Annotated in this window: 21 protein-coding genes; 10 read left to right on the plus strand and 11 right to left on the minus strand. The window is 59.5% G+C overall.

Annotation, left to right across the window (positions count from 1 at the left end):
* Positions 1–228: 228 nt before the first annotated feature.
* From AU11_RS14990 to smrA, 6 genes are all read left to right on the plus strand, one after another.
* Complete coding sequence (locus tag AU11_RS14990) at positions 229–645, plus strand: rhodanese-like domain-containing protein (protein ID WP_043320075.1); 417 nt, start codon at positions 229–231, stop codon at positions 643–645.
* A gap of 71 nt (positions 646–716) precedes the next feature.
* Positions 717–968: a glutaredoxin 3 gene (gene grxC / locus AU11_RS14995; protein ID WP_043320076.1), complete on the plus strand. Its 252-nt coding sequence runs from the start codon at positions 717–719 to the stop codon at positions 966–968.
* Between the two features lie 138 nt (positions 969–1106).
* Positions 1107–1610 carry a protein-export chaperone SecB gene (secB, locus tag AU11_RS15000; RefSeq protein ID WP_043320077.1) on the plus strand — a complete coding sequence of 168 codons (504 nt, stop codon included), beginning with the start codon at positions 1107–1109 and terminating at the stop codon, positions 1608–1610.
* 261 nt (positions 1611–1871) lie between these two features.
* Positions 1872–2318, plus strand: coding sequence for a thioesterase family protein (locus AU11_RS15005; RefSeq protein ID WP_043320078.1), 447 nt, complete (start codon positions 1872–1874; stop codon positions 2316–2318).
* 31 nt (positions 2319–2349) lie between these two features.
* Complete coding sequence (locus AU11_RS15010; protein ID WP_051687291.1) at positions 2350–3222, plus strand: NAD(P)-dependent oxidoreductase; 873 nt, start codon at positions 2350–2352, stop codon at positions 3220–3222.
* A 33-nt stretch (positions 3223–3255) separates the two neighbouring features.
* Entirely contained in the window at positions 3256–3852 is a 597-nt protein-coding gene (gene smrA, locus AU11_RS15015) for a DNA endonuclease SmrA (protein ID WP_255343227.1), read from the plus strand.
* Positions 3853–4223: 371 nt separating this feature from the next.
* Here the strand turns inward: smrA and AU11_RS15020 are convergent, their stop codons facing one another.
* The 3 genes from AU11_RS15020 to AU11_RS15030 all read right to left on the minus strand — a co-directional run bounded on the left by AU11_RS15020 (position 4224) and on the right by AU11_RS15030 (position 8188).
* On the minus strand, positions 4224–4766 hold the full coding sequence (locus AU11_RS15020) for an META domain-containing protein (RefSeq protein ID WP_081848146.1): 543 nt from the start codon (positions 4764–4766) through the stop codon (positions 4224–4226).
* An 83-nt stretch (positions 4767–4849) separates the two neighbouring features.
* On the minus strand, positions 4850–5323 hold the full coding sequence (locus AU11_RS15025) for an META domain-containing protein (protein WP_043320080.1): 474 nt from the start codon (positions 5321–5323) through the stop codon (positions 4850–4852).
* A gap of 696 nt (positions 5324–6019) precedes the next feature.
* Positions 6020–8188 carry a TonB-dependent receptor gene (locus tag AU11_RS15030; protein WP_043320081.1) on the minus strand — a complete coding sequence of 723 codons (2169 nt, stop codon included), beginning with the start codon at positions 8186–8188 and terminating at the stop codon, positions 6020–6022.
* Positions 8189–8368: 180 nt separating this feature from the next.
* Here AU11_RS15030 and AU11_RS15035 point away from each other — a divergent pair, with 180 nt between their 5' ends.
* The 3 genes from AU11_RS15035 to AU11_RS15045 all read left to right on the plus strand — a co-directional run bounded on the left by AU11_RS15035 (position 8369) and on the right by AU11_RS15045 (position 14014).
* Positions 8369–11806 carry a PAS-domain containing protein gene (locus tag AU11_RS15035; RefSeq protein WP_051687292.1) on the plus strand — a complete coding sequence of 1146 codons (3438 nt, stop codon included), beginning with the start codon at positions 8369–8371 and terminating at the stop codon, positions 11804–11806.
* Between the two features lie 89 nt (positions 11807–11895).
* Positions 11896–13095 carry an MFS transporter gene (locus tag AU11_RS15040; RefSeq protein WP_043320083.1) on the plus strand — a complete coding sequence of 400 codons (1200 nt, stop codon included), beginning with the start codon at positions 11896–11898 and terminating at the stop codon, positions 13093–13095.
* A complete protein-coding gene (locus AU11_RS15045; protein WP_043320084.1) occupies positions 13082–14014 on the plus strand; it encodes an alpha/beta hydrolase in 933 nt (310 codons plus the stop codon). The genes AU11_RS15040 and AU11_RS15045 overlap by 14 nt, the downstream gene beginning before the upstream one ends.
* 383 nt (positions 14015–14397) lie before the next feature.
* Here AU11_RS15045 and AU11_RS15050 read toward each other — a convergent pair whose 3' ends face one another.
* From AU11_RS15050 to AU11_RS15075, 5 genes are all read right to left on the minus strand, one after another.
* On the minus strand, positions 14398–15075 hold the full coding sequence (locus AU11_RS15050; RefSeq protein ID WP_051687293.1) for a response regulator transcription factor: 678 nt from the start codon (positions 15073–15075) through the stop codon (positions 14398–14400).
* On the minus strand, positions 15060–15845 hold the full coding sequence (locus AU11_RS15055) for a 3-hydroxybutyrate dehydrogenase (RefSeq protein ID WP_043320603.1): 786 nt from the start codon (positions 15843–15845) through the stop codon (positions 15060–15062). Before AU11_RS15055 ends, AU11_RS15050 begins: the two co-directional genes overlap by 16 nt.
* 137 nt (positions 15846–15982) lie before the next feature.
* A complete protein-coding gene (locus AU11_RS15065; protein ID WP_051687295.1) occupies positions 15983–16390 on the minus strand; it encodes a hypothetical protein in 408 nt (135 codons plus the stop codon).
* A gap of 101 nt (positions 16391–16491) precedes the next feature.
* Complete coding sequence (locus tag AU11_RS15070; RefSeq protein ID WP_043320085.1) at positions 16492–16764, minus strand: hypothetical protein; 273 nt, start codon at positions 16762–16764, stop codon at positions 16492–16494.
* 392 nt (positions 16765–17156) lie between these two features.
* Positions 17157–18251, minus strand: coding sequence for a hypothetical protein (locus AU11_RS15075; RefSeq protein WP_043320086.1), 1095 nt, complete (start codon positions 18249–18251; stop codon positions 17157–17159).
* Between the two features lie 152 nt (positions 18252–18403).
* Here AU11_RS15075 and serB point away from each other — a divergent pair, with 152 nt between their 5' ends.
* Positions 18404–19438, plus strand: coding sequence for a phosphoserine phosphatase SerB (serB, locus tag AU11_RS15080; protein WP_043320087.1), 1035 nt, complete (start codon positions 18404–18406; stop codon positions 19436–19438).
* Here serB and AU11_RS15085 read toward each other — a convergent pair.
* The 3 genes from AU11_RS15085 to AU11_RS15095 form a co-directional block, all read right to left on the minus strand.
* Positions 19432–19620, minus strand: coding sequence for a hypothetical protein (locus tag AU11_RS15085; protein ID WP_043320088.1), 189 nt, complete (start codon positions 19618–19620; stop codon positions 19432–19434). The genes serB and AU11_RS15085 overlap by 7 nt on opposite strands.
* 183 nt (positions 19621–19803) lie before the next feature.
* Complete coding sequence (locus tag AU11_RS15090; protein ID WP_043320089.1) at positions 19804–22923, minus strand: efflux RND transporter permease subunit; 3120 nt, start codon at positions 22921–22923, stop codon at positions 19804–19806.
* Entirely contained in the window at positions 22920–23999 is a 1080-nt protein-coding gene (locus tag AU11_RS15095) for an efflux RND transporter periplasmic adaptor subunit (RefSeq protein ID WP_051687296.1), read from the minus strand. Before AU11_RS15095 ends, AU11_RS15090 begins: the two co-directional genes overlap by 4 nt.
* Positions 24000–24233 lie beyond the last annotated feature (234 nt).

Below are 24233 nucleotides of genomic sequence, written 5' to 3' on the forward strand. Positions count from 1 at the left end.
TTTAACCTGTTTGTACCCTCGAGGTCAGTATTTGCCCAGCTATTGCCCTGATTGGGCCGCCAGATCACTGGGCAATTGGCTGATTAAGAAGTGGCCATCATCGTGTATACTGCGCGGCCTTCACGCCATAGCTTATGAGAGCGTTACTCTGGGCGGGGCAAGCGGGGCGACCGTCAAGTCAGCGGTTGGCCGTATCAAAACAACAATTTGTGAAATTTCGGGGGCGAAGTGGATTTTTTCGTCTTTATCAGCGAGCAGTGGCTGCTGGTGAGTCTGTTGGTGGCATTGATCTACACATTGGCCATCACTGAACGTATTAAAGCGGGCAAGCCCGCATCGGTCCATGAGGCCACCCGGCTGATCAACAGTGACGGTGCCCGGGTCGTCGACCTGCGCGACCGATCCGACTTTACCGCTGGGCACATTGTGGACGCCATCCACATTCCCCATGGCGAGATCGAAGGGCGCATGGGTGAGCTGGCACCTTATAAAGAGAAGACCATCATCCTCGCGGACAAAATGGGTCAGCACGCGGGACCCGCGGGTCGCCTGCTGAAGAAAGCCGGCTACACTGTGCGTCGCCTGGAAGGCGGTATGTCCGAGTGGGCCAACCAGAAACTGCCACTGGTCAAAGGCAAGGGATAACGGCGCTTGCTGTCTCGTCAGCTACCGTGCCGGAAGTACAGGAATCAAGTGACGCAAAGAGGTTATCGGTCGTGAAAGACGTCGTTATCTACACCACCCGCTACTGCCCCTTCTGCATCCGTGCGAAGTATCTCCTGGACAACAAAAATGTCCCCTACACGGAGATTTCTGTGGACGGTGACCGGGCGTTGCGCGCTGAAATGGCCGCCAAAGCCGGCCGCCACACCGTGCCGCAGATCTGGATTGGCGATCACCACGTGGGCGGCTGTGATGAACTGATGGCCATCGAGCGCAGTGGCGAGCTGGACACCCTGCTGGCGTAGAAGGTCCCGCGCGGTCGAAGAATTTTCCCAAATGTGCCTTGAAAGGGCATTTCGAGGCCCCCATTAGAAGTACCCATACAGGGAGTCTTCTATCAGGGAAGGCAATTACAAACATTATTGAGTGAACAGGCTTGTAACATGGCTGAAGAACAAAACGGCGCTGCGGTAAACGGCGAAGATCAACAACAAGTACAATTCGCGATGCAGCGCATCTACCTGAAAGACCTGTCCTTCGAGACCCCGATGGGCGCCGAAGTTTTCAAAAAGCAGTGGAAACCGGAAGTCTCTCAGGAACTGAACACCAAAACTGCCAAGATTGATGAAGATCTGTACGAAGTGGCCCTGACCCTGACCATCACCGTCAAGGTCGAAGGCGAGACCGCTTTTCTGGTGGAAGTACAGCAAGCCGGTCTGTTCGGTATCAAAGGCCTGGAAGGTCAGCAGCTGGCTCAAGCACTGAACACCGCCTGCCCGAACATCCTGTTCCCGTATGCACGGGAAGTCGTCGACAACGTCGTCACCAAGGGCTCCTTCCCAGCCCTGATGCTGCCGCCGATCAACTTCGACGCCCTGTTCGCCGCCGCTCTGCAGCAGGCGCAACAGCAAGCCGCTGAGCAAGGTGGTGAGAAGGCTGACGCTTAAGCATCAGTGACTCTGAAAAAGGCTCCCTTGGTTTCGACTGAGGGAGCCTTTTTTGTGTCTGACGTAATGTTTCACGGATGCTGAGCTTGTTAAGTTACGCGAACTTTGATGCGAAGGCGCTGCTGCCGGGTGCAACTGTGTGAGACCTTCAAAAACAGGGTGTTTTTGCAGAGCCCCCAGGGATGGGTTGAGGGGGGGCGCCTAGCTCGTGTCTCGCACAGTTGCACCCGGCAGCAGCGCCGCCAATGAATTGGAAAAGATATGCAGTGGGACTTGCCCCAACCCTATACCTACAAAGTCCGCGTCGATGCAGAACACGTCGATGGCCTGCACCACGCCAACAACGCCGAATACGTGCGCTGGTGTGAGCGCGCCGCCTGGTCGCACAGTGTCGAACTGGGTCTCGACGTCAGCAACTACCAGTCTATGGATCGGGGAATGGCCATTCGACAGGCCGAATACGACTATATACTGGCGGCGAAGGAGAGCGACGAGCTGCTGATCGGCACCTGGCTCACCGTGGTCGACGGCCGCATCAACATGACCCGCAAGTTCCAGATCTACCGCGCCAGTGACCAGGCCCTGATCCTGCGGGCCACCTGGCAAATGGTGTGTATCGAACTCTCCAGCGGCAAACCCAAGCGCATGCCGCAGGCCTTCAAGGATATCTACTGCCCCGCGGTGGTCGAAGATCCCCGTAATCTGTAGGCTGAAAATCATCCGAGACCGAGGAGCGCCCATGACCGACCCGATCACTCTCACCACTCTCACCAAGAACACTGGCGTCCTCAAGGGCAAAACCATCTTTATCACTGGCGCCAGTCGCGGCATCGGCCGTGCCATTGCGCTCAAATGTGCCGCCGACGGCGCCAATATCGCCATCGCCGCAAAATCTGCCGAACCCCACCCCAAACTCCCCGGCACCATCTACTCCGTGGCCGAAGAGATTGAAGCCGCCGGAGGCAAGGCCCTGCCCATGCAGGTAGATGTGCGTGAAGAAGACCAGGTGGCAGACGCCCTCAAGAAAACCGCCGACACCTTCGGCGGTATCGATGCGGTCATCAACAATGCCGGCGCCATTAACCTGACCAACGTCGAGGCCACGCCACCCAAGCGCTACGACCTGATGATGGACGTGAATGCCCGCGGGGTTTACCTGACGTCTCACCTCGCCATCCCCTATCTCAAGCAGTCGGAACGCGGGCATATCCTCAGTCTGTCACCACCACTCAACCTCGAGCCCCGCTGGCTCGGACCTTTTGCACCTTACGCCCTGTCCAAATTCGGTATGACCATCCTCAGCATGGGACTGGCGGAAGAGCTGCGCAAAACCAACATCAGTGTCGCGACCCTGTGGCCGCGGACCCTGGTGGCCACCGCCGCGATCGAATTTGCGGTGGGTAACCGGGAGATGTTTGAGCAGAGCCGCAAACCCATCGTCATGGCCGATGCGGCCTATGAAGTGCTCATCACCGAAAACCAGGGCCTCAACGGCGCCCAACTGGTCGACGAAACCCTGCTACATGAACGGGGGGTGGAAGATTTCACCCAATATACGCACAATCCCGCCAAGGCCGGTGACCTGGCGGTGGATCTGTTTCTCGATCCTTGATGGGCTCGGCACTTGTGGTAACCGGGGGGAGCTGTGGATAAGACTGAACTGGATGACTTTCGCGGCGCCATGGGTGCTCTGGGGGATGTAAAACCCCTGCCGTCCGGGCAGCGCCAACGGGCGCTCAAGAAAGCGACCAAAGATCCCATCAACCAGCGTGCCCGCCGCGAGGCCGCCACTGCGCAAACCTACCGCGAATTAAACCCACTTGGCGGCGAATACGTGGAGCCGGTAGAGCCTTTCGATCCCATCGAATTCAAGCGTGATGGCGTACAGAACGGGGTTTACCGCAATCTGCGCCTGGGCAAGTACACCGTCGATGCCCGCCTCGATTTACACAACCACACCGTGGAAATGGCGCGCAGCGCGCTGTATCAGTTTGTGCGGGATTGCGTGGAAGCCGATGTGCGCTGTGCCCTGGTTACCCATGGTAAAGGCGAGGGGCGCAAGACCCCGGCAATGCTGAAGAGTTGCGTAAATGCGTGGCTGCCGCAGTTGGACCAAGTACTCGCATTTCACAGTGCGCAGAAGCAGCACGGCGGCCTGGGAGCAACCTATATCCTGTTGCGGAAAAGCGAGCGTAAACGCCAGCAGAACCTGGAGCAGCACCAGCGTCGCTCCCGCCCGTGATGTCCTCTCCCTCCTGGCCTCCGTGGCGCTGTTAAAAAGTTACCGGGCAATGGGAAAACTTCCTGTTTCGTAATCAGTTTGTCACGTTAGACAACTACAGTACTCCCACAACGAAATTTTGCTTGTCCGGTTGTTTCATCGCGCAACTGACTTGTTTTCGTTGTTCTTCTCTCTTTGCATCGCACCAATATTTATTGGTGATTTTTGCTTCCGAGTTTGGAAGTACCTCCACTTGGAGGATTGGACTCGAGCTCGCAGTTGTGAGCCGAGCCCCTTCTTGAATGGTTCTTCAGGCGGCCCTATGGCCGCCTTTTTTCATTGGATTACTTTCATCGGATTCCCAGCTATTCACTGGTATGGGATGGGTATGATCAGTGGGAAGGGCCCGGCAATTCACCGGTCTGTTTGAATTCTATTCGAGTACCTTCGCCGCCCTGCAACGTCAGTATGTCGCCCTCAACGCTGGCGCGGTTGATACGCGGCAGCGCCTTCAGAAAGTCCTTTTCCAGTTCGCTGCTGTCCTTGCGGCCCACCATGCGGGAAATTTTCGGCGCCTTGACCCATTCGATGGCGCCATTGTCGGCGAGGTCAAATTTGCCGAGATAGGGGTTGGAACCGGCGCTGCCGCGCACGAAGCCCAGCTTGTCGCAGGTGAGGTAGGGGCGGTCGCGGACCATTTTCTGCCAGAACAGGCGGGATTTCTGTTCGCGGCCGTCCACGCTGATCCCATGCAGTATCCATTGATAGTTACAAATATCGCCGGGTGGCATGGGTTGGCTGGCGGAAAGCGGTTGAGGTGTGGATGAGCAGCCGGAACTGAGTGCCGAGCTCAGAATAAGCCCGGCGAGCAGCGCGCCAAGTGTGCGAGGAGCACCATGGATGGGCGTGGATAGCGAGCGGTGCGAGAAGTACATCGGGTCTTTCCGGTGGCCGTTTGCGGTATTAAACCGCAAAGCGCGGGGGAGATCTGTGACTCAGGCGGGCAAATTACCGGTCTTCAATTGCCTGCCTTGATGTACTCGATATACCGGTCGCCGGAGGCATCGCGCAGAATCAGGCGGCCACCGCCACTTTTCACGAATGCCTGAGTGGTACTCGCCAGAGCACTCAGGTACTGGGTTTCCTGTTCCATCAGCTGTGGAGGGCCGGCCATTTTTGTGGAGGCAAAGCTGCCGGTATCCCACAGGATCTGGCCATTGGCCGTGATCTGCATGGCGCCGCGGTAGGTATTGATACCGCTCTTGCCCATGGCCTCGCCACCACTGTTGCATAGAAAGGTGAATTCCTGCGGCTGGTCGACGGGGACGGCCTGGCCATTGATGCGCAGCAGGCGCATTTCCCACTTGTCGCCACAGACGCTGCTGACGCTGCCGGGGGTCTGGGTGGGGCCTGAGTCTTTGCCGCCCATATTCATACACCCCGCAACCACCAGGGCGAGCCCAAAGAGCCATACCGGTAGCAGTTTTTTCATTCGTGCGTCTCCTTCCCACGTCCGTGTAGATAGACCAAGCTTAGTCACCCGTTGCTCACGCGAGTGGATTTTGGCGACAGCTTGTGGCGGAAATGGTCACGGTGTGAGGAGAACGCGGGCGCCAGGGCCCGCGGGGAGATCAAACGGGTGTCACGACTGACGCACGCAGCGCACCACCACTTTGGAATCGAGCTCTTGCTCGAAGCAGCGGAAGCGGGTGCCGTTGACGTTAAGCGAGCGCGGTGCCTCGCGGCTGCTGGTGCGCGGCCTTCTGTCTGAGGACCGCACGGAAAAATGGGCTGGGTCCATATGTGGGGGAACAGCGCTACTGAAAGCGCGATTTGTATGGTTTTCCGTGGGCGCGGTTGTAGTACAACCGGCAACAACTCCTGTCGCTATGACCGCCGTCAGCAGAATACTACTCAATTTCTGCACGCGGATACCTCGATGGCTGGTTCAAAAGCGGCTTCACTACCGCCCTCACTTTCAGATTAGAAGAGGTTTCCGCCAAAGTGTGAATTTTGCCGCCAATTTAATAATTCCTGCGCCGTCAAGGAAAAATGCGCGACCGTCGGAACGCAAAGTTGGCCCTATGACCAATAAAAAAGGGGGCCCCGAGGGCCCCCAAGTGGAACGTGTGATGACTAAGCATGAATCATGCAATGCACATATCTATGAAGAGGACAGCGACGCTATTTAGAAGTTGTAGCTACCTGTGAGTGCGATAGTGCGGGGTGCGCCGTAGAAGCCAGTGTCAAAGGCACCGCCAAACCCGTAGCCACCAACCCGGTACTCTTCGTCCGTCAGGTTTTTACCTGCCAAGCCCAGATTCCAGTTGCCAGCAGCACTGTAGTAGGTGGCAGTCATGTCAACCAGCGTGTAGGCCTCCTGATCGAGAATGCTGGGAGTTTCGAAGATCTGGGTGTCTGCGCGATAGGAAATCGTAGGCAGGAATACCAGCTCCCCACCATTGCCCATGGGTACCGAATAATTCAACTGGAACATGGCGGTGGTGTCCGGGGTATTCTGCATATCCCGCTCGTCGGACACATCGACACCGCCGGAGATAAATTCGACGAATTCGGTGTCGGCGAGGCCCAGAGAGAAATTCGCCAGCAGGTTATCCGTCATTGCCAGAGTGGCTTCAAGCTCCAGACCCTGAATACGCGCCTGGCCGGCATTCAATACCGCACTGGAGAAACCGCCACCGGGATTGAGCTGTTGGATAGTGACCTGCATGTCGTCATAGTCGGCGCGGAATGCGGCTGCGTTCAGGCGCAAGCGGTTATTGAACAGATCAGACTTCACTCCGAACTCGTAGGTGTCTACGGTTTCCGGGTCAAACCCGTCCACCGTGGAAGGCAGAGTGCTGGCATCGCCGCGCATATCAAAACCGCCGGACTTGAAGCCCGCGCTGTATTTGGCGTACAGCAAAACGTCATCATTTACCTGGAAGTCGACGCCGAGGTGTGGGGTGAACTGTCCCCAGCTGTCACTGTTCTGGTAGTCCGTCAGTGCCCCGAGGAATACCGCTGCCGGTTGTCCCGGGTTGTACTTGTCGGCAAACAGTGGGCTGTAGAGGCCAGCAAAGTTTGCCTTGAAGACTTCAGCATCTTTCTCGTCTTTGGTGTAGCGCCCGCCGACACTCAGGTTCCAGGCTTCCGCAAATTGCCAGTTGTAATGGGCGTAGGCAGACAGACTGGTGGTATCAACAGAGCCGGCAACTTGTTGAGTGAGGTTGATATAACCCAGCACCGCGTCAAAAGCACCCGCAGCAGTACCGGTGTAATAGTAAAGACCGCTCACCAGGTCGGCGTTGTCACCCTGCCAGATCAGCTGGAATTCCTGAGTCGTTTGATCGTCCTCGTAGTACGCTGGAACGTCAAAGTCGGGACGACTAGTGCTGTCAAAATCAATCGCGGTTTCCGTTTCCCCCTGGCGATAGGCGGTGATCGATTTTACGGTGACGCTGTCGGACATCTCCCATTCGGCAATCAGGGAAACACCGCTGGTTTCCACCAGATTGTCCGACGTCATATTTGATTCGGTGTCGTAGATACTGTCCAGAACGGGTTCGCCTCCGAGACCCGGAGCGAAACGATGACCGTGTTTGGATGCGGATTCGTCTACGGTCTTGTCACCGGCTAAGCGTACCCATACCGCCTCGGAGGGGTTCCACTCCACAGCAATACGGCCACTAATAATGTCCTTGTTGTACTGGTCCTTTCCGGTTACCACGTTTTCGCCGTAACCGTCGCGCTGAAAGCTGGCGATGGCGCCGCCGATATTGACCGTATCGGAGATGGCTGTGGAGCCGGCGACTTTGAGGTCACGCTGGTTGTACGAGCCCAGGCCGCCACCAATTTTCAGCTCGGTGTCGCCGGTCATTTTCTTGGTGACATATTTTACCGCACCACCAATGGTGTTCTTGCCGTAAAGAGTACCCTGAGGCCCGCGCAGCACTTCCACCCGCTCAACATCGAGAATATCCAGCACGGCACCCTGTGGGCGCGCCACATACACGTCGTCAATATAGATGCCGACCCCCGGCTCGAAGCCCCACAGCGGATCCTGCTGACCGATGCCGCGAATAAACGCGGTCAGGGTGGAGTTGGTGCCGCGGCTGGCCTGGAGGGTGGTATTGGGGGATAGTTTCTGAATATCGGTCAGGTCGCTCACACCGTTCTGCATCAGCTGGTCAGAATTGATTGCGGTTACCGCCACCGGTACTTCCTGCATGGACTGCTCGCGTTTTTGCGCGGTCACGGTCACTTCTTCCAGCTGGGGGTCTGCGTGGGCGAGGGATGCACCGCAGGCGAGCATGATGCCTGCGGCCAGAGGGTTGAATTTTATTGGATTGCGCATGGCTCTCTCCGATCACCGGTTTATGGTTATTTTCTAAGTTTCGGATCTGCACTGTATCGGCTGCGGCTGGGGTTGCCTGCTAGACCAAGGTATGACGATGGTTATACCCGTGGAGCAGGACAAAAAACGCACTATCAGTTACTCTGTCCATAATAAACAAAATAATGAATGAGGCGCCAATTGTTCAGCCTTACCCTACTGGCCGCCGTGGGCCTGAGTTACCTGTTGCTGCTGTTTGCCATCGCCTTCTGGGGGGATCGGCTGCCGGTCGGGCGTATCCGCCCGGTGAAGCCCCTGCTGCTTGCGCTCGCCGGTACCTATACCAGCGCCTGGATGTTCTTTGGTGTTCCCGCCCAGGCCGTCAGCGAGGGTTGGCTGCTGCCGCCCACCTTTGTCGGTGCCTGCCTGATGCTGGTCTTTGGCGCCCCCCTGTTGATGCGCTTTGTGCGCCTGTCCAAACAGCAGGGTTCCACCTCCATTGCCGACTTTATCAGCGCCCAGTACGGCGGTTCCCAGTGGCTGGCGGCTGCGGTAGCGCTACTGGCAGTAGTGGCCATTGTTCCCTACCTGTCCCTGCAGTTGCGCGCGGTGGCGGACAGTTTTCTGCTGCTGGCGCAGGCGGGCGAGGGCTCAACGGAAACCAGTGCCTCGGTGGTCACCGCGGTGGTGGGCATCACCCTGGGTCTGTTTGCCCTGCTGTTCGGCACCCGCCATATCGACAGCTCGGTGCACCGCAATGGCATGCTGCTGGCGGTGGCATTCGAGGCACTGGTGAAGATCGGTGCGCTGGTGGCGGTGGCGTGGTTCGTCCTCTACTCCGCGTTTGATGGTACTGCCGACCTGGCGCGCAGCGCATTGGGCAGTGAGCGGGTGGCGGCCATTGCCGAGTCCCGACCTGCAGATACGGGGTATTTTGCGGTGGTGGTGCTGGGGATGGCGGCCATCTTCTGTCTGCCGCGGCAGTTCCATATCCTGATGATTGAGAGCGACGGCGAGCGGGATATCGGGCCGGTGCGCAAATTGATCCCGGTATATCTGGCGCTGGTATCTGTCGCGGTGCTGGTAGTGGGTTACGGCGGCTTGCTGTGGTTGCCGGATACCTACACCAATGCCGAGCGCTTCGTGCTGGGTATTCCGCTGGAGAGCGGTGCACCCTGGCTCGCACTACTGGCGTTTATTGGCGGGCTCTCCGCTGGCTCCAGCATGGTCATCATCGCCACCATTGCCCTGTCCACCATGATTGCGAACACCATGGTGGTGCCTCTGTGGCTGAAGCGCCTGCAGCAGCGCCCGGCCGGCGTGGCCCTGGGCAGTGACCTGCGCCGGGTGCGACGTGCCATTATCGGGCTGCTTATGTTGGCCGCATTTGGCGTGAGCGAGCTGATCGGCTCCGGTGTGAGCCTCGGAACCTTCGGATTACTGTCTCTGGCGCTGGCGGCACAGCTGGCACCGGCGATGACTGCTGCGGTGTCCTGGCCCTCCCGCTGGCCGCAGCTGCGGGCGGCGGGGGTGATTGTGGGATTGCTGGTCGGTGCTTTTGTGTGGGCGCTGTCTGCGCTGCCGGCGGCTCTGGGGCAGACAGATCTGATCGCCCTGGCGCTGGGACTGGAATGGCATGCGCTAACCACCAGCTGTGTGTTCGGGCTGGGTCTCAATGGCCTCACCCTGGTCGGGGTTTCCCTGCTCCAGGCGCGTTGGCTGCCCGGTGGCGCTGCGGTGCAGACCGCTCCGGTGGACAAGGCGCGCTTGCGTCAGTTGCTTGCGCGTTTTGTGGGTGAGGATGCCGCGGCGCGCGCGCTGTCATCCCTGGGGCAGAGTGGCGAGGGTGGAGCTGCTGCCCGAAGCGCTGCGGACACTTCTCTCGGCTACCGTGAGGCGGTGGAAAAAATCCTTGCCGGGATCGTCGGCAGTACCAGTGCTCAGCGCCTGGTTCGCCAGCTGGGGGAGCCGGAGAGCGCCGCCGACGAGCTGGAGCAGGCATCGGATATTTACCAGTTCGGCCGCGGCCTGCTGCAGAGCAGCATCGACAATATCGATCAGGGCATTTCAGTGGTGGATGCCAACCTCAATCTGGTGGCGTGGAATCGTCGCTATCTGGAGCTGTTCCACTATCCCGCGGAAATGATTTACGTGGGGCGTCCGGTGGCGGAGCTGGTGCGGTACAACGCGAGCCGCGGTGAGTGCGGCCCCGGTGATGTGGAAGAGCATGTGCAGAAGCGGGTAGAGCACCTGCGCAATGGCACTGCCTACCGGGTGCAGCGCAACCGCACCGACGGCACGGTACTGGAAATTCGCGGTAACCCGCTGCCCGGCGGCGGTTTTGTGACGACCTATACCGACGTTTCCGACTACCAGCGCGCCCTCGGCGAGCTCACCGAGATCCGCAATTCCCTCGAACAGAAGGTGGTGCACCGCACCGCGGAACTGGAGACGGTCAACGACGAACTGCAGGAGCTGAACCGGGAGTTGCAGGCGGCCAGTGCCGGCAAGACCCGCTTCCTCGCGGCTGCCAGTCACGATCTGGTGCAGCCCCTGAACGCCAGCCGACTGTTTATCGACGCCCTCGCCGCGCACCCGCTGGAAGACAACAGCCGGCAGCTGCTTACCCGCGCCGACCGCGCGCTGGCCTCCGCCGAGCAACTGATTACCGACATGTTGCAGATCGCGCGCATGGACGCGGGGGACATCCGCCCCAGCTTCGCGCCGGTTTCCCTCGACAGCATTCTCGACGATGCGGTGGCCCAGGCGCGGGTTGCCGCCGGCAGCCGCGGTATCCGCCTGCGCTATCGCCGCTGTCACCTGTGGGTGCACAGTGACGAGAAGATGCTGCGCCGGGTAGTGCAGAACCTGCTGGACAATGCAGTTAAATACACTGCCCGCGGCGGGGTATTTGTAGCGGCGCGCAAGCGCGGTGCGGATATTTCCCTGGAGGTGTGGGATACCGGTGAAGGTATCGCCCGCGAACAACAGCAGGCGATCTTCCGCGAATTCTGCCGGCTGACTTCCCAGGACCCGGACAACACCGCGCGCCAGCACGGCTACGGGCTCGGTCTCGCCACGGTGGAACGTCTGTGCCGACTGCTCAACAGTCCGATCAGTCTGTCGTCGGTCCCCGGGCGCGGCAGTGTGTTCCGTGTGCGCCTGCCACGCGCCACCGCCCGCGCGGATGCGCGCCCGGTCACAGCGACCGTACCGGGCCGCGGCGCCAGACTGGATCTGACTGTGCTGTGTGTGGATAACGAGCCGTCGATTCTGGAAGCAATGAGTGCTCTGCTCGGCGGCTGGGGCTGCACCGTGCGCTGCGCGCGCAATCGCACCGAGGCGCTTGCCGCGGAGGAGCCGGATCTGCTGCTGATGGACTTCCACCTGGATGACGGTGACAACGGCATCGATCTCGCCGCCAAGCTACTGTCGCGCTGGGGTGGAGGGGGTGTTCATAAAGTGCCTTGCGTGATCATCTCTGCGGAAAACACCAACACCGTGAAGACCCGCGCGCAGAACGCCGGCTGGCAGTTCCTGCAAAAACCCCTGCGTCCGGCGGCCCTGCGTGCGCTACTGCAGCAACGGCAGAAAACCCGCGTGCGGGAACCAGCGGAGCCTGCGACCAAGGTCGTATAGCGGTGGGGGTGAGGGGCAAGCACTCTGTCATTGAATAACGAAAATAGTTTTTCGCCTGCCCTTCAGGCGAACAAAGCGGTGAAGAACAAATGAAGAAATATCTGTTGGAAATACTCATGTTCAGCGCCTACGCGCTGTTCGCCGCAAGCTGGGTCTCGGGGGCCATTCTCACCCCGGCGATCCAGTCGTCCTTCGGTGAGGAAGGGTTCGCCAACGCCACCTGGGGCAGCAACGTCATCACCATTGCCAAGATCGTCGGTAACCTGGCGGCTGCAGCACTGCTGATGCGCCTCGGTGCCAAGCGCGCCTTTGCCATCGCCATCATCCTGATTGCCGCCGGCGGTTTCGGTGCGCTGGCGGGTAGCTACGGCGGCTGGTTGATGTCGCGCCTGGCCCTTGGTCTCGGCGGCGCCCTGGCCATCGTGTATTTCGCACCGGTGGTTCTGCACTATTTCGCCGCCGAAGAGCGCCCGCTGATCAACGGCATCAACGCTGCCGCTTTCAATACCGGCAACCTACTGGCCCTGCTGACCACCACTACCCTGCTGAGCTGGCTGGGTAGCTGGCAATCCGTGGTGGTGCTGTACGGTGTGATGGTGCTGGCACTGGGCGTGCTGTGGTGGCTGACCGCGGAGAACTTCTCGCTATCTGGCGGTGGCGACAAGCCCGCGGAAGAATACGGCTTCAAGCAGGGCGCGAAGGAAGGCTTTAACTGGTGGCTGCCTCTGGCCTACTGCGGTGTTCTTTTCTGCTACATCGCGGTATTCGCACTCTTCCCGCTGATCGACGGCTTCGCGGTGGCGAGCCACCACCTGTCTGCGGTCATGATCGCCGCCGGCATGGTGGGCACCGTGGCCGGTATTATCGTCACCAAGCGTTTCCCGCTGCGCCTGCCGGTACTGCGTTTTGGCGGTCTCGCCCTGGTCATTTTCGCGGCCCTGATGGTCACCAGCCGTGACCCCATCATCGCCTACACCGCTGCGGCCCTTGCCGGCTTCTGCATGTTCCTGCCAATGACCGCACTCGTGACTTTGCCGCAGGAGTTACCGGGAATGACCCCGGCAAAAATCACCGTTACCTTCGCCATGTTCTGGTCCATCTCCTACGGTGTGGAAACCGTGCTGATGTACGGTGCCGGTCTGCTTGCGGATATCACCGGCGAACCGGCAACCGCCGCCTACTTCGCGGTGGCCTGCTCCGCCTCTCTGTTTGTGTTCTCTTTCCTGCTACCGGAAAGTGGCAAGAAACCCGAAATGGAAAACCTGGAGGCGGACAATGCGACAGCTTGAACCCAAACTGGCCGAGTGGCTGGTTGCGGTAAACGCCCAGGTTGCGCAGTTGAAGGCCGCGGGTTTTGAAGCGACTCCGGTAAACGCCCGTGAAAGCCTCGCCAACCTGACTCGCAATTTTGTCGAGCCAGGCCCGGAAATGGCAGTGGCGGATACGGTGGTAAAGGGTGGGGAATATTCCGTGCCTGTTCGTATCTATCAGCCGGAGGATGCGACCGAAGGTGCATCCATTATTTACTGCCACGGCGGTGGCCATATGGCCGGCAGCGTCTCGGTTTACGATCCAATCTGCCGCCGTGTTGCCGACGTGTGCAAGCGCACTGTAGTTTCCGTGGAGTACCGTCTGGCTCCGGAAAATCCCTACCCGGCAGCACTCAATGACCTGATCAGTGTGGTGCGCAACCTCGGCGAAACTCTGGATCGCAAAAACATTGCCCACAATGGGCGCTGGATTCTGATGGGCGATTCCGGCGGCGGTGCCTTGGTCGCTACCGCCACGCGAATTTTGCAGCACCAGCGACACACCATCGATGCACAGGTTTTGATTTACCCCAGTCTCGACTACACCATGCAGGCGCCGTCTATTGAAGAAAACGGCCGTGGCTATTTACTGGAGAAAGAAAAAATTCTCTGGTACTTCGAAAATTATCTACAAGGTGGTGAAAATCCCTACCAGGTGTCTCCGTTGCATGGCGAGTTTACCAAAAACATGCCTGCAACTATGGTGATCACCGCGGAGTTCTGTGCGCTTCGAGATGAAGGTGTGGAATACGTGAAGAAAGTGCGAGCCGGTGGTGCCAATGCCGAGCATCTGCACTTTGACGATATGATACATGCGTTTTTGAATATCGAGAATTTGGTGCCCGAGGCTTGTGATCGGGTTTATCGGCATGTTGCTGAGTATCTTCAGGGGGGCTAGTCCTGTGGCATTGGTTCGGAGTTCTGTTTGCCTGTAGTGGCGGCAGAGCACCGGGGGCGGGTTTTCAGGACCGCTGTGAATACGTCCATGTACGCTGCGTCGGCGACGTCCCTGTCGCCGACGCTCCTGAAAACCCGCCCCCGGCACTCTGCCTTCGCATTGACCACAATCACTCCGTTACCGCGTCGGCTTACGAAGTTGATAAGTTTGGGTTAAGGGGGAGTAGCGGGGATCTGTTTTCAAAAGCGTCGCAAACAGGATGTTTGCGACGCAGCGCCCAGGGATGGGTTCACAGCGGTTTTGAAAACAGATACCCGCTGCTTCACCGCCATGAAACTAAATCAGAGCTCCGAACAAAAAGGCTACGGAGCACAAAACCACACTCAGAGCTGAATCAGTGCCTGAGCCTCGCGAATCAACTGCTTCCGATCTCGCAACTCCAATTTACGTAAAATCGCAGTAACGTGGCTTTTAACGGTGGGCTCGGTAATATCCAGATCATACGCGATCTGCTTGTTCAGCATCCCCTGGGCAATCATCTGAAAAATTTTCAGCTGTTGTGGCGTCAATTGGCCGAGCTTCTCCGCCAGCGCCGATTCCGTCTCAGCCTGTAATGCCTCTTCGCTAAACCACTGGTCACCAGCAAGCACAGTCTCGATACACTGCAGAATCTCATCCGGCCGCGCCGTTTTGGAAAGAAAGCCGCTGGCCCCTAAGCTGGACGCCTGCTGGATCACCGAATGTTTGTCACTGCCAGAAACCACAACCACCGGCACCGCCGGAAAATCGTTGCGAATACGCGCAAGGCCCGAAAAGCCCTCACTGCCCGGCATATTCAAATCCAGTAACAGTAAATCGACTTCAGATTGAGAGAGCCGCTCAAGGGTCGAATCCAGATCCTCACTCTGTAGTAGATCCGAATTGGGGAAATGACTGGAAAGGGTCGTCGCCAATGCATCGCGGTAAAGCGGATGATCGTCGGCAATCAACAACTGATAATTCACGGCAGCACCCTGCAGGATAAATTGATCGGGTGCAAAAGATACTACTGTGCGGTCCATCCACCGTCCACCGGCAAGGACGCACCGGTAATGGTGCTGGCAAAATCGCCACACAGGTACAGTGCCAGCTCGCCAATGGCCTCCGGCTTGCTCGCCTTCGCCATCGGTTGCTTTGCACCTACCAGCTGTGCCCGTGCCGCCTCAAGGTCCACCTGCTGCTCGCGGCTGATCGCCTCGATCTGCGGCTGAATCAGCGGTGTTTCCACCCAACCCGGACAGATCGCATTGGCGGTGATGTTGCAGTCCGCATTCTCCAGCGCCAGTACCTTGGTCAGGCCTACCAGCCCATGCTTGGCAGCGCAGTAGGCCGCCTTGTGCTCGGACGCCACCAGTCCGTGCACCGAGGCAATATTGATAATGCGGCCCCAGTTGGCCGCGCGCATCGCTGGCAGTAGATCGCGGCTCAGGTAGAAGCCTGCACTGAGATTGATGGCGAGAATCTGTTGCCATTTTTCCGCGGGAAAATCGTGGGCGGGGGCGGTGAACTGGATGCCGGCGTTGTTTACTAGTACCGAGGGGTTACCGATGGCTTCGCGGGTGTCACTCACCAGCTGCGCGCAACCTTCTTCGGTCGACAGATCGGCGCTGCTGAAGCCGCTTTTGCCACTGTAGTGCGCGAACTCTGCCAGTAGCGCCTGTGCGCTGTCCCGGTCTGCAAGGCCATGCAGCATCACATGATAGCCGGCACGCCCGAAACAGTGGGCCATGGCCAGACCGATACCACTGGTGGAACCAGTGATCAGGACGGCGTGTGATGAATCCTTTTGCACGGCAAACTCCCGCATGCATTTTTATTTAGGTCGATCCTAGCAGCGGGAGGAGAGACCGGTCTGTATGACCAAGGTATGAAACGCGAGAAGCCGCCCGCAGGCGGCTTCTCTCATCGTGAGGGTTTCAATACACCCTGTTAGCGGCGATGGCGACCGCCACCATGGTGCGGGCGACCACCGGGACGACCCGGACGGTGAGACGCGTGGGGCGGACGGTGTCCGGGTTTACCGGGGCGGTGACCGTGGTGCGGCGGACGGTAGCCGGGCTTGCCGGGGCGATAGCCCGGACGGTTGTAGTAGTGGCGACCATGATAGCGATAGTAGCCACCGCGGTAGTAACGGGGATAGGCACCGTAGCGGTAATAGCGCGGTGAAGAGTAATAGAAGGAGACACTGCCCGATGGATATACGTAGGGGCGAGAGTACGGGTAGGTGGAATAACCTGTGCTGCTGGAGCTGTAGTAGCCATCTGAAACACAGGCGCCCAGGGTCAGGCTGCCGAATACCGTTAAGGCCAGCAGGCCTTTTTTAACTATACGATTCATGTGAGACCTCCGCGATGCGGGTTTCTGGTGCGAGGCTGTTCGCGTTCACGCGGGCAGTTAGATGCACCGGGTTCATTGGCTGGTCAACGAGGACGTTGCGATCAGCGAGGTTGGTTGACACGGTGGTGTGGCAGGTCATGGCGATAGTCGCCACTGCCGCGCTGGTAGTAACTGGGATTGCGCACGTTGTGGCACTTCCCATTTTGGTGACAGTGGTAGTAGCGGCCTTTTACCGAATAGTAACCGGGCCCTTCGCCGGTTCGGTTAACCGCCGTCGTCGTGTCAGTCATGTCCTCCATGCTGGTGCAACCGGTGAGCGTCAGCAGTGCCGCTGCCCCCAATGCCCCGGCGAGTCCTCCGAGTGAACGCTTCATGAAAACCTCCGCGCCCGCAGGCGGGTAACTTTCTTACTTTCCTTCGAACCACCCACCGGTCAAAAACGTCTGTTGACAACCGGCGAAACTGGTTCGAAACCCAAGTGAAAGTTATTAAAGGGTGGCGCAGGAGCAATCACGACCCGTTGCGATGAATATCAACAACTAAAAAGTTATGACGGGGGGTGTGGATAGAATGCTTTTTCTAGTTGGGTGGCGGAGCTGCGAGCGGGGACAGCTTAGTGAGACACGCCGTGAACCCATCCCTGGGGGCTCTTCCGCGAGGTCCCTCTCGCGGAAGGTCTCACTAAGCTGTCCCCGCTCGCAGCCCCTTCTCATCAGCCATAAGGCACAAAATTAGAAAAGTTTGCGGAGGGCTGGGCTGAGATTTTTTAGGCAGTAACCAGCTGCTGCAACTGATTATCCAGCAACTGCTGTAATTTCGGATTCAACCCGGTCACCTCGGCGCCCCAGCTGGTGGTGTGGCACTGGATACGATTTTCCAGGGACTCGTCATCCAGCAGTTGCGGGTGCAGGGTCAGGCCGCGGGATTGACTGAGCAGTTGCTCGCCGTTGAAATCGAACTGCTCCGGTTTTGCCGGCAATACGGACAGCGCCAGTTGCAGGCCGGTGGCGCGGCTGGACTGTTGCAGGCCACGCAGTAGCAGGCCTGCGCATACTGCGCGAAAGGCGGCGTCTTCACCGGCGAAGCCGAGACCCACGAATGGGCCGGCACTGGGCAGCGGGCGGGCGTCGTAAATGCGGGTGAGCAGCTGCAGGCGTTGCTCCAGTTCATTTTGCAGATTGTCCAGCGCGCTGCGGGATAGCTGGTTGCCGAGCTGGGCCCAGTTCAGCGGGCGCAGGTAGAGGCCGGTGGTGACTTCGGGGGGTGGTTTGGGTTGTGCCTTGGGGACCAGTAGTGGCTTGCGTTGCTGGGGGGTAGCAGAAAGCATTTGTGTAATGGCCAGCGCGCAGGCGGCGCTGAACGGCAGTGCGAAAATCAGGCACAGTAACAGGCTGGCCCACGGGTAGTGGACCTCGGAACCGGGCTGGATATTCAGTGCCACACTGCCAGCGAAGCTGTCGTGGAGGACAACCGGTTCGGTAATCATCTCACCGCGGTCGCGCACACCGGTCTGTGCCAGGGGGCTGGAGTCCACGTCCTGAATGGTCACGCCATAGATCGCGGGCAATTCCAGGGTCTGCTGTGCCAATAGTTGCAGACTGATCCGGTCACCGGCAACGATCTGCTGCAGGCTCTGGCTGGCGAGCAGCCGGGCGGCGGCCGCGGCGCTGGCGCGGTCGCGACTCTGCGCTGTGGATAACTGCTGGCTGTAGACATGACCAAGGGTGGCAACACAGAAGCCCGCGAGTGTTAGCCAGATGGTGGCGGCAAGCAAATGACGTTGTTGATTACGGCTCAGGCCTGCGAGCCACTGGGGCAGGCTGGCGGAGAGTCCAGACAGGCGGGCGAGAAGGTTTTTCATCTTGTTATGCATTTGCTGGCAGTACAGCAGCTGATTTTATCCCACTTCTTCAGCGAAAAAACGCGCCGGGCTATAATGCGCGGCCATTTCCGCCGGGTTTCGCGCAGGTTTTACTGCCGGACCGGTCAATTTGCCGTCAACAAGAGTCAGTCATGGACGCCAACTCCCCCGCTTCTCTCTATACCGATCTTGCCCGTCACTGTGGGCAGGCGTTTGCATTGCCGGTTGCGCCAGTGCTCCCGGAAACTCCCGCGGCGGTGGTCGCACCCTGGTGCCTGACCGTGCTGTCGACAGATATCGATCCGGGGCAGCTGGAAAAACTGGCGGCGTTTGTAAATGCGGACGAGTGGCGGCCGGTGGCCCTGGATATTCTCGCTGCCCGGGAGGATTGCAAGGTGGTGCGGATTCAGCTGCAAGGTGATATCGCCTTTGCCGCGGCACGCCTCGCGCTGCTGGATCTCGGACAGTCACTGGGGCTGGAGCTGGTGCTGCAGGCCGGGGAAACCCAGCGCGCCCCGAAACTGGCCTGCTTCGATATGGACTCCACCCTGATTCAGGCGGAAGTTATTGACGAGCTTGCCAAGATCGCCGGCGTTGGCGACCAGGTGGCGGAGATTACCCTCTCCGCCATGCGCGGTGAACTGGATTTCCAGCAGAGTTTTCGCAAGCGTATGGGATTGTTGAAAGGGTTTACCGAGGCCAGTCTCGCGGAAATTGCCCCGCGCATTCCAATTATGCCCGGTGCTCAGCGCCTGCTGCTTGCCCTGCGCGCGCTCGGTTGTAAAAGCGCAATCCTGTCCGGGGGGTTTACCTACTTTGCCCACTACCTGCGCGACAACCACCTGGCAGTGGATTTTGTCCACGCGAACCAACTCGAATTTGAGGGCGGTGCACTGACTGGTGGTGTGATAGACCCGATCGTGGATGGAGCGCGCAAGGCGCTGCTGCTGCAGGAGATTGCGAAAGAGCTGGATCTGTCCCTGGATCAGGTGATTGCGGTGGGAGATGGTGCCAACGATCTGCCGATGCTGGCACTGGGTGCGCTGGGGATTGCGTTTCACGCCAAGCCCAAGGTGCGCGCAGAGGCGCCACAGGCGATTGATGGTTTTGGGCTGGATGCAGCGCTGTACCTGTTTGGCCTCAATGATCGTCAGATCGCGGCGCTGCTGGATGAGCGCGCTCAGTAAAGAGTGGTATAGGCGCCGGCGAGCCCCGCGACCGGTGCGAATTCGCTGACCACACTGGCGAACGGAATCGGCGGTTTGCGCTTGTTGTTATCCTTGTAGCAGGCCTGTTTGTTGCAGGCGGCCATAAAGAGCGCGAATACAATCAGTGCAATGGCGGCGAGTGTACGCTTACCCATCAACATGTGGAATCCCTGTCAGCGTTTGCGATGTCTTTCCGGTGATTGCCAGTGGGATACCACTGGCAATCAACTGGCAATCAATAGACGCGCTGGATCCTGAAAAAGTTGCACCCAGCCCGTCAAAGTGGGCAAGAGATTAAGAGAAAAGTACTGCCTCCGATAGTGCGGAGTGACAATCGGCGCCAATCAATCTCCTTTTTGCATCGGGTGCTCGGCTTCCAGAGCATCCACATCCCGCGCTACCTGTCCCGGTGACCCGGTGCGTCGAGCCAGTACGTCATAGGCCACCGGCACGATATACACGGTGAACAGGGTCGCCGCCAGCACACCGAACAACACCACGGTACCGATCACCGCGCGGGTCTCCGAGCCCGCGCCGGAAGACAGCAGCAGCGGCAGGGAACCGGCGGCGGTGGTAATGCCGGTCATCAGGATCGGACGCAGACGGGTTTCCGCGGCCTGGCGCAGGGCCTGGCCGAACTCAACCCCGCGATCCCGAAGCTGGTTGGCAAATTCCACGATCAGAATGCCGTTCTTTGCCGCCAGACCCACCAGCATGATCAATCCCACCTGACTGTAGATATTCAGCGACTGGTTTGTCAGCAGCAGACCGAGTAAGGCACCGGCCATGGCCAGGGGCACGGTGAACATAATCACCAGCGGGTGAACGAAGCTTTCGAACTGGGCGGCGAGTACCAGGAATACCACCAGCGCGCCGAGCAGGATCGCGAACAGAATGGTATTGCTGGAATCCTGGAAGCTCTTGGATTGACCCTTGTAGTCGATGACCGGCGAGCCTTCGAGATTCTCCTCCGCCAGTTTATTCAGGTATTCCAGCGCTTCCCCCAGTACCAGTCCGTCCGCCAGGTTGGCGTCGAGGGTGATGGAGCGCACTCGGTTGTAGCGCTGCAGTTGCGGTGAATCCGCGTACTCGCTTACTTCCACCAGACTCTGCAGGGGAATCAGTTCACCGGTAGTTTTGGAGCGCACGTAGAGGTTCTCCAGGCTGTCCGGGGTGCGCTGCATTTCCCGCTCGCCCTCGAGGATTACGTCGTACTCTTCACCGTTGTTGATAAAGGTGGTGGCGCGGAGCGATCCGAACATGGTCTGCAGGGTGGTGCCCACATCACTGACCTGCACACCGAGATCCGCGGCCCGCTCGTAGTCCACATTGATGCGCAGCTGTGGCTGGGTTTCCTTGTAATCCCAGTCTACACCCAGCAGGCCCGGGTTGGACTCCTCGATGGCCGCACTCAGCTGATCCCGCCACTGGGTCAGCTGCTCGTAGCTACTGCCACCCAGCACAAACTGCACCGGCTTGCCGAGGCCACCACCAAAGCTCTGGCGCATCACCGGGAAGGCACGCACCCCGCTGAGGTCCTTAACCGCTTCGCGTACCTGGTTCATCAATTCAAACCCGGATGGCCGCTCGCCCCAGGGGGCCAGGGTAAAAATCACCATGCCGGTGTTGAAGGTGGCAGAGGTGCCAAACGAGCGCGGTGAGCGCACCAGCAGGCGGTTTACATAACCCTTTTCCACCAATGGCATCAGCCGCGCCTCTATGATGTCCATGTACTCCTGCATGTACTGATAGCTGGCGCCCTCGGGGCCGTTCACCAGCAGGAAGAAGGAGCCGCGGTCTTCCCGCGGCGCATACTCGGTGGGGATAAGCCGGAACGACAGCGCGGCAAACGCCATCACGCCCACGAACACCAGGCCGGCAATCCAGTGCCTGCGCAGCAGCACCTTCAGGCCGCGGCCATACACACGCTGGATACGGGTCAGCGCATTGTCCATAAAGCGGGTGGCGGCATTGTGCTGATCGTTGGGGCGAATCAGCTTTGCCGCCAGCATCGGCGACAGGGTCAGTGCGGTGATGGAGGAAAAGATCACCGCCGCGGACATGGTGAGTGCGAACTCGGAAAACAGCCGGCCAATATCCCCCTCCAGAAAAGTAATCGGCACGAACACCGCCACCAGTACCAGGGTGGTGGCCACCACCGCAAAGCCCACCTCGCGCGCGCCGCGATAGGCGGCGAGCAGTGGCGGCTCGCCGTACTCGTCCATACGCCGGAAAATGTTTTCCAGCACCACGATGGCATCGTCCACCACCAGGCCGATGGCCAGCACCAGTGCCAGCAGGGTGAGCAGGTTGATACTGAAACCAAATGCGTAGAGCAGGATGGAAGTGGCGATCAGGGATACCGGCACCGTCACTGCCGGCACCAGGGTCGCGCGCCAATTGCCGAGGAACAGGTAGATCACCAGGGTCACCAGAATCACCGCAATCAGCAGGGTGGCGTACACCTCTTTGATGGCCTCGGACACAAACACCGAGGCGTCGTAGCTCTGGCTCAAGCGCATGCCATCCGGCAGGGTCTTGTTGACCTTGTCCATTTCCGCCTTGGCTGCTTCTGCCACCGCCACGATATTGCCAGTGGACTGGCGGGTGATGCCGATACCCACCATGGGTTCGCCGTTGCCGCGGAAGGTGGAGCGGTCTTCCGCGGACCCCAATTCCACCCGGGCCACATCACCCAGACGTACCACGTGGCCGCTGTCGCCGGTGGCGATGGCCAGGCGTGCGAAATCCTCGGCGCTCTGGAACTGGCGCTGCAGACGCAGGGTGAACTGGCGATCCGTAGACTCCATATAGCCCGCCGGCAGCTCGCGGTTCTCCGCGCGCAAGGCCTGTTCGATATCCGCGCTGGTGACGTTGTGGGCGGTCATGGCGCCGCGGTCCAGCCAGATACGCATGGCGAAGTCTTTGGCCCCTCCGACGCGCACCCGCGCCACGCCGTCCAGTACCGAGAAGCGGTCCACCAGGTAGCGGTTGGCGTAATCGGTCAGCTCCGGCACGGTCATGCGGTCGGAGGTGAGATTCAGCCAGATCACCACGTCGTCGCTGCTGTCGACCTTTTCGATCTCGGGGGGATCCGCTTCCACCGGCAAATTGTTCAGCACGCCGGAGACCCGGTCGCGGATGTCGTTGGCCGCGCCGTCCACGTCGCGGTTGATATTGAACTCGATGGAAATCCGCGAGCGCCCGTCGGTGCTGGACGAGGTGACCGTCTTTATCCCCTCGATACCGGCAATGCGGTCCTCGATCAGACGGGTGATGCGAGTCTCGACGATATCCGCCGATGCGCCGGGGTAATTGGTGTCGATGGACACGATGGGCGGATCGATATCCGGGTATTCCCGCAGCGCCAGCCGGTCGAAACTGATCAGGCCGAACACCACCAGCAGTAGGGAAAGAACCAGTGCAAAAACCGGGCGTTTGACCGCCGTATCGCTGATGATCATTGGCTGGCCGCTCCCTCTTCATCGGTGACGGTGACGGCCTGGCCGTCGCGGATATGCAGGGTGCCGCGGGTCACTACCCGATCGCCCTGGTTGAGACCGGACAGCACTTCCACCTTGCCCCGGTAGCGGTGGCCAATCTCAATCTCGCGGCGCTGCACCATATGCCCGCCCTCGGTTTTCTTCACCACAAATACCGACTGCTCGCCGGCTAACGGCACCAATGCGGCTTCCGGAATGGTCAGGGCCTGGCGCGGGTTACTGATGATCTTCACCCGCAACAGCATGCCGGGCTTCAGCTGGCCGTCCGGGTTGTCGAGGCGGCCGCGCACGGTAAAGGCGCGGGTCTGGGGATCGACGCGAGCCTCCACAATCATCACCTCGCCATTGAATACCCGCTTGGGGTGCGCCTGGCTCATGGCCTCGATCTTCATACCCCCGGTAATCGCGGACAGCTGCCGTTCGGGTACGGTGAAATCCAGTTTCAGGCGGTCGATTTCCTGAATGGTGGTGATCTCGGTGGTGGGGGTGGCCAGGCTGCCGACGCTGATATTGCGCAGTCCCAGCTGGCCATCAAAGGGCGCGCGGATAATGCGGTCGTCGATGCGCGCCTGCAGGCCATCGATCAGCGCGCGGGTCTCCGCCACCTGGGTCTGCACCGCCTCCCACTGCTCGCGGGTGGTGAGGTTTTTGTTGACCAGGCCGCGCAGGCGTTTCTCGTCACGCTCAAAACGCTCCAGTGTAGCGCGCGCGCCCGCCAGTTCCGCCAGCTCCTCACCGTGGCTCAGCTCCACCAGCACATCGCCGGCCTTCACCTTCTGGCCGCTTTCAAAGTGGATCTTGCTGATGTGTTCGGTAACCCCGGCACGCAGGGAGACAAATTCCCAGGCCCTAGCAGTACCCAGTGCCTCTACCGGGTTGGCGATCTGCTCCAGCTCCACGGTGGCCGCGCGTACCGGTACCGGGGCGGCATTGGGGGCCTGGGCGTGGATCGGGGAAGACGCGGTGGAGGCGAGAAACAATGCGCAGGTCGCGCCAAAGACTCTGGAAGCGGTTCCGAATGCGGAAATCAATTTCATGACGAGGGGGTATACCTGATGGTCGAGCATTATTGGGGTGAAACGCGAGAAAGTTTGGCATCTATTGGCAACTAAGAGGAGCAACTTTCAGGCCAGATTTATACGGTCGCAATACGCGCAAAGATCTTACAAAAAAATGCCTCCCACCGAGTGATCGGTGGGAGGCATTTCGATGAGCTGTGCCTTTCTCAGGATAAATGGGCGGTGCCCGAGATTGACGCTTCGTTAAAGGCG

It is taken from the genome of Microbulbifer sp. HZ11 (genome assembly GCF_000708675.1).
GTDB lineage: Bacteria > Pseudomonadota > Gammaproteobacteria > Pseudomonadales > Cellvibrionaceae > Microbulbifer.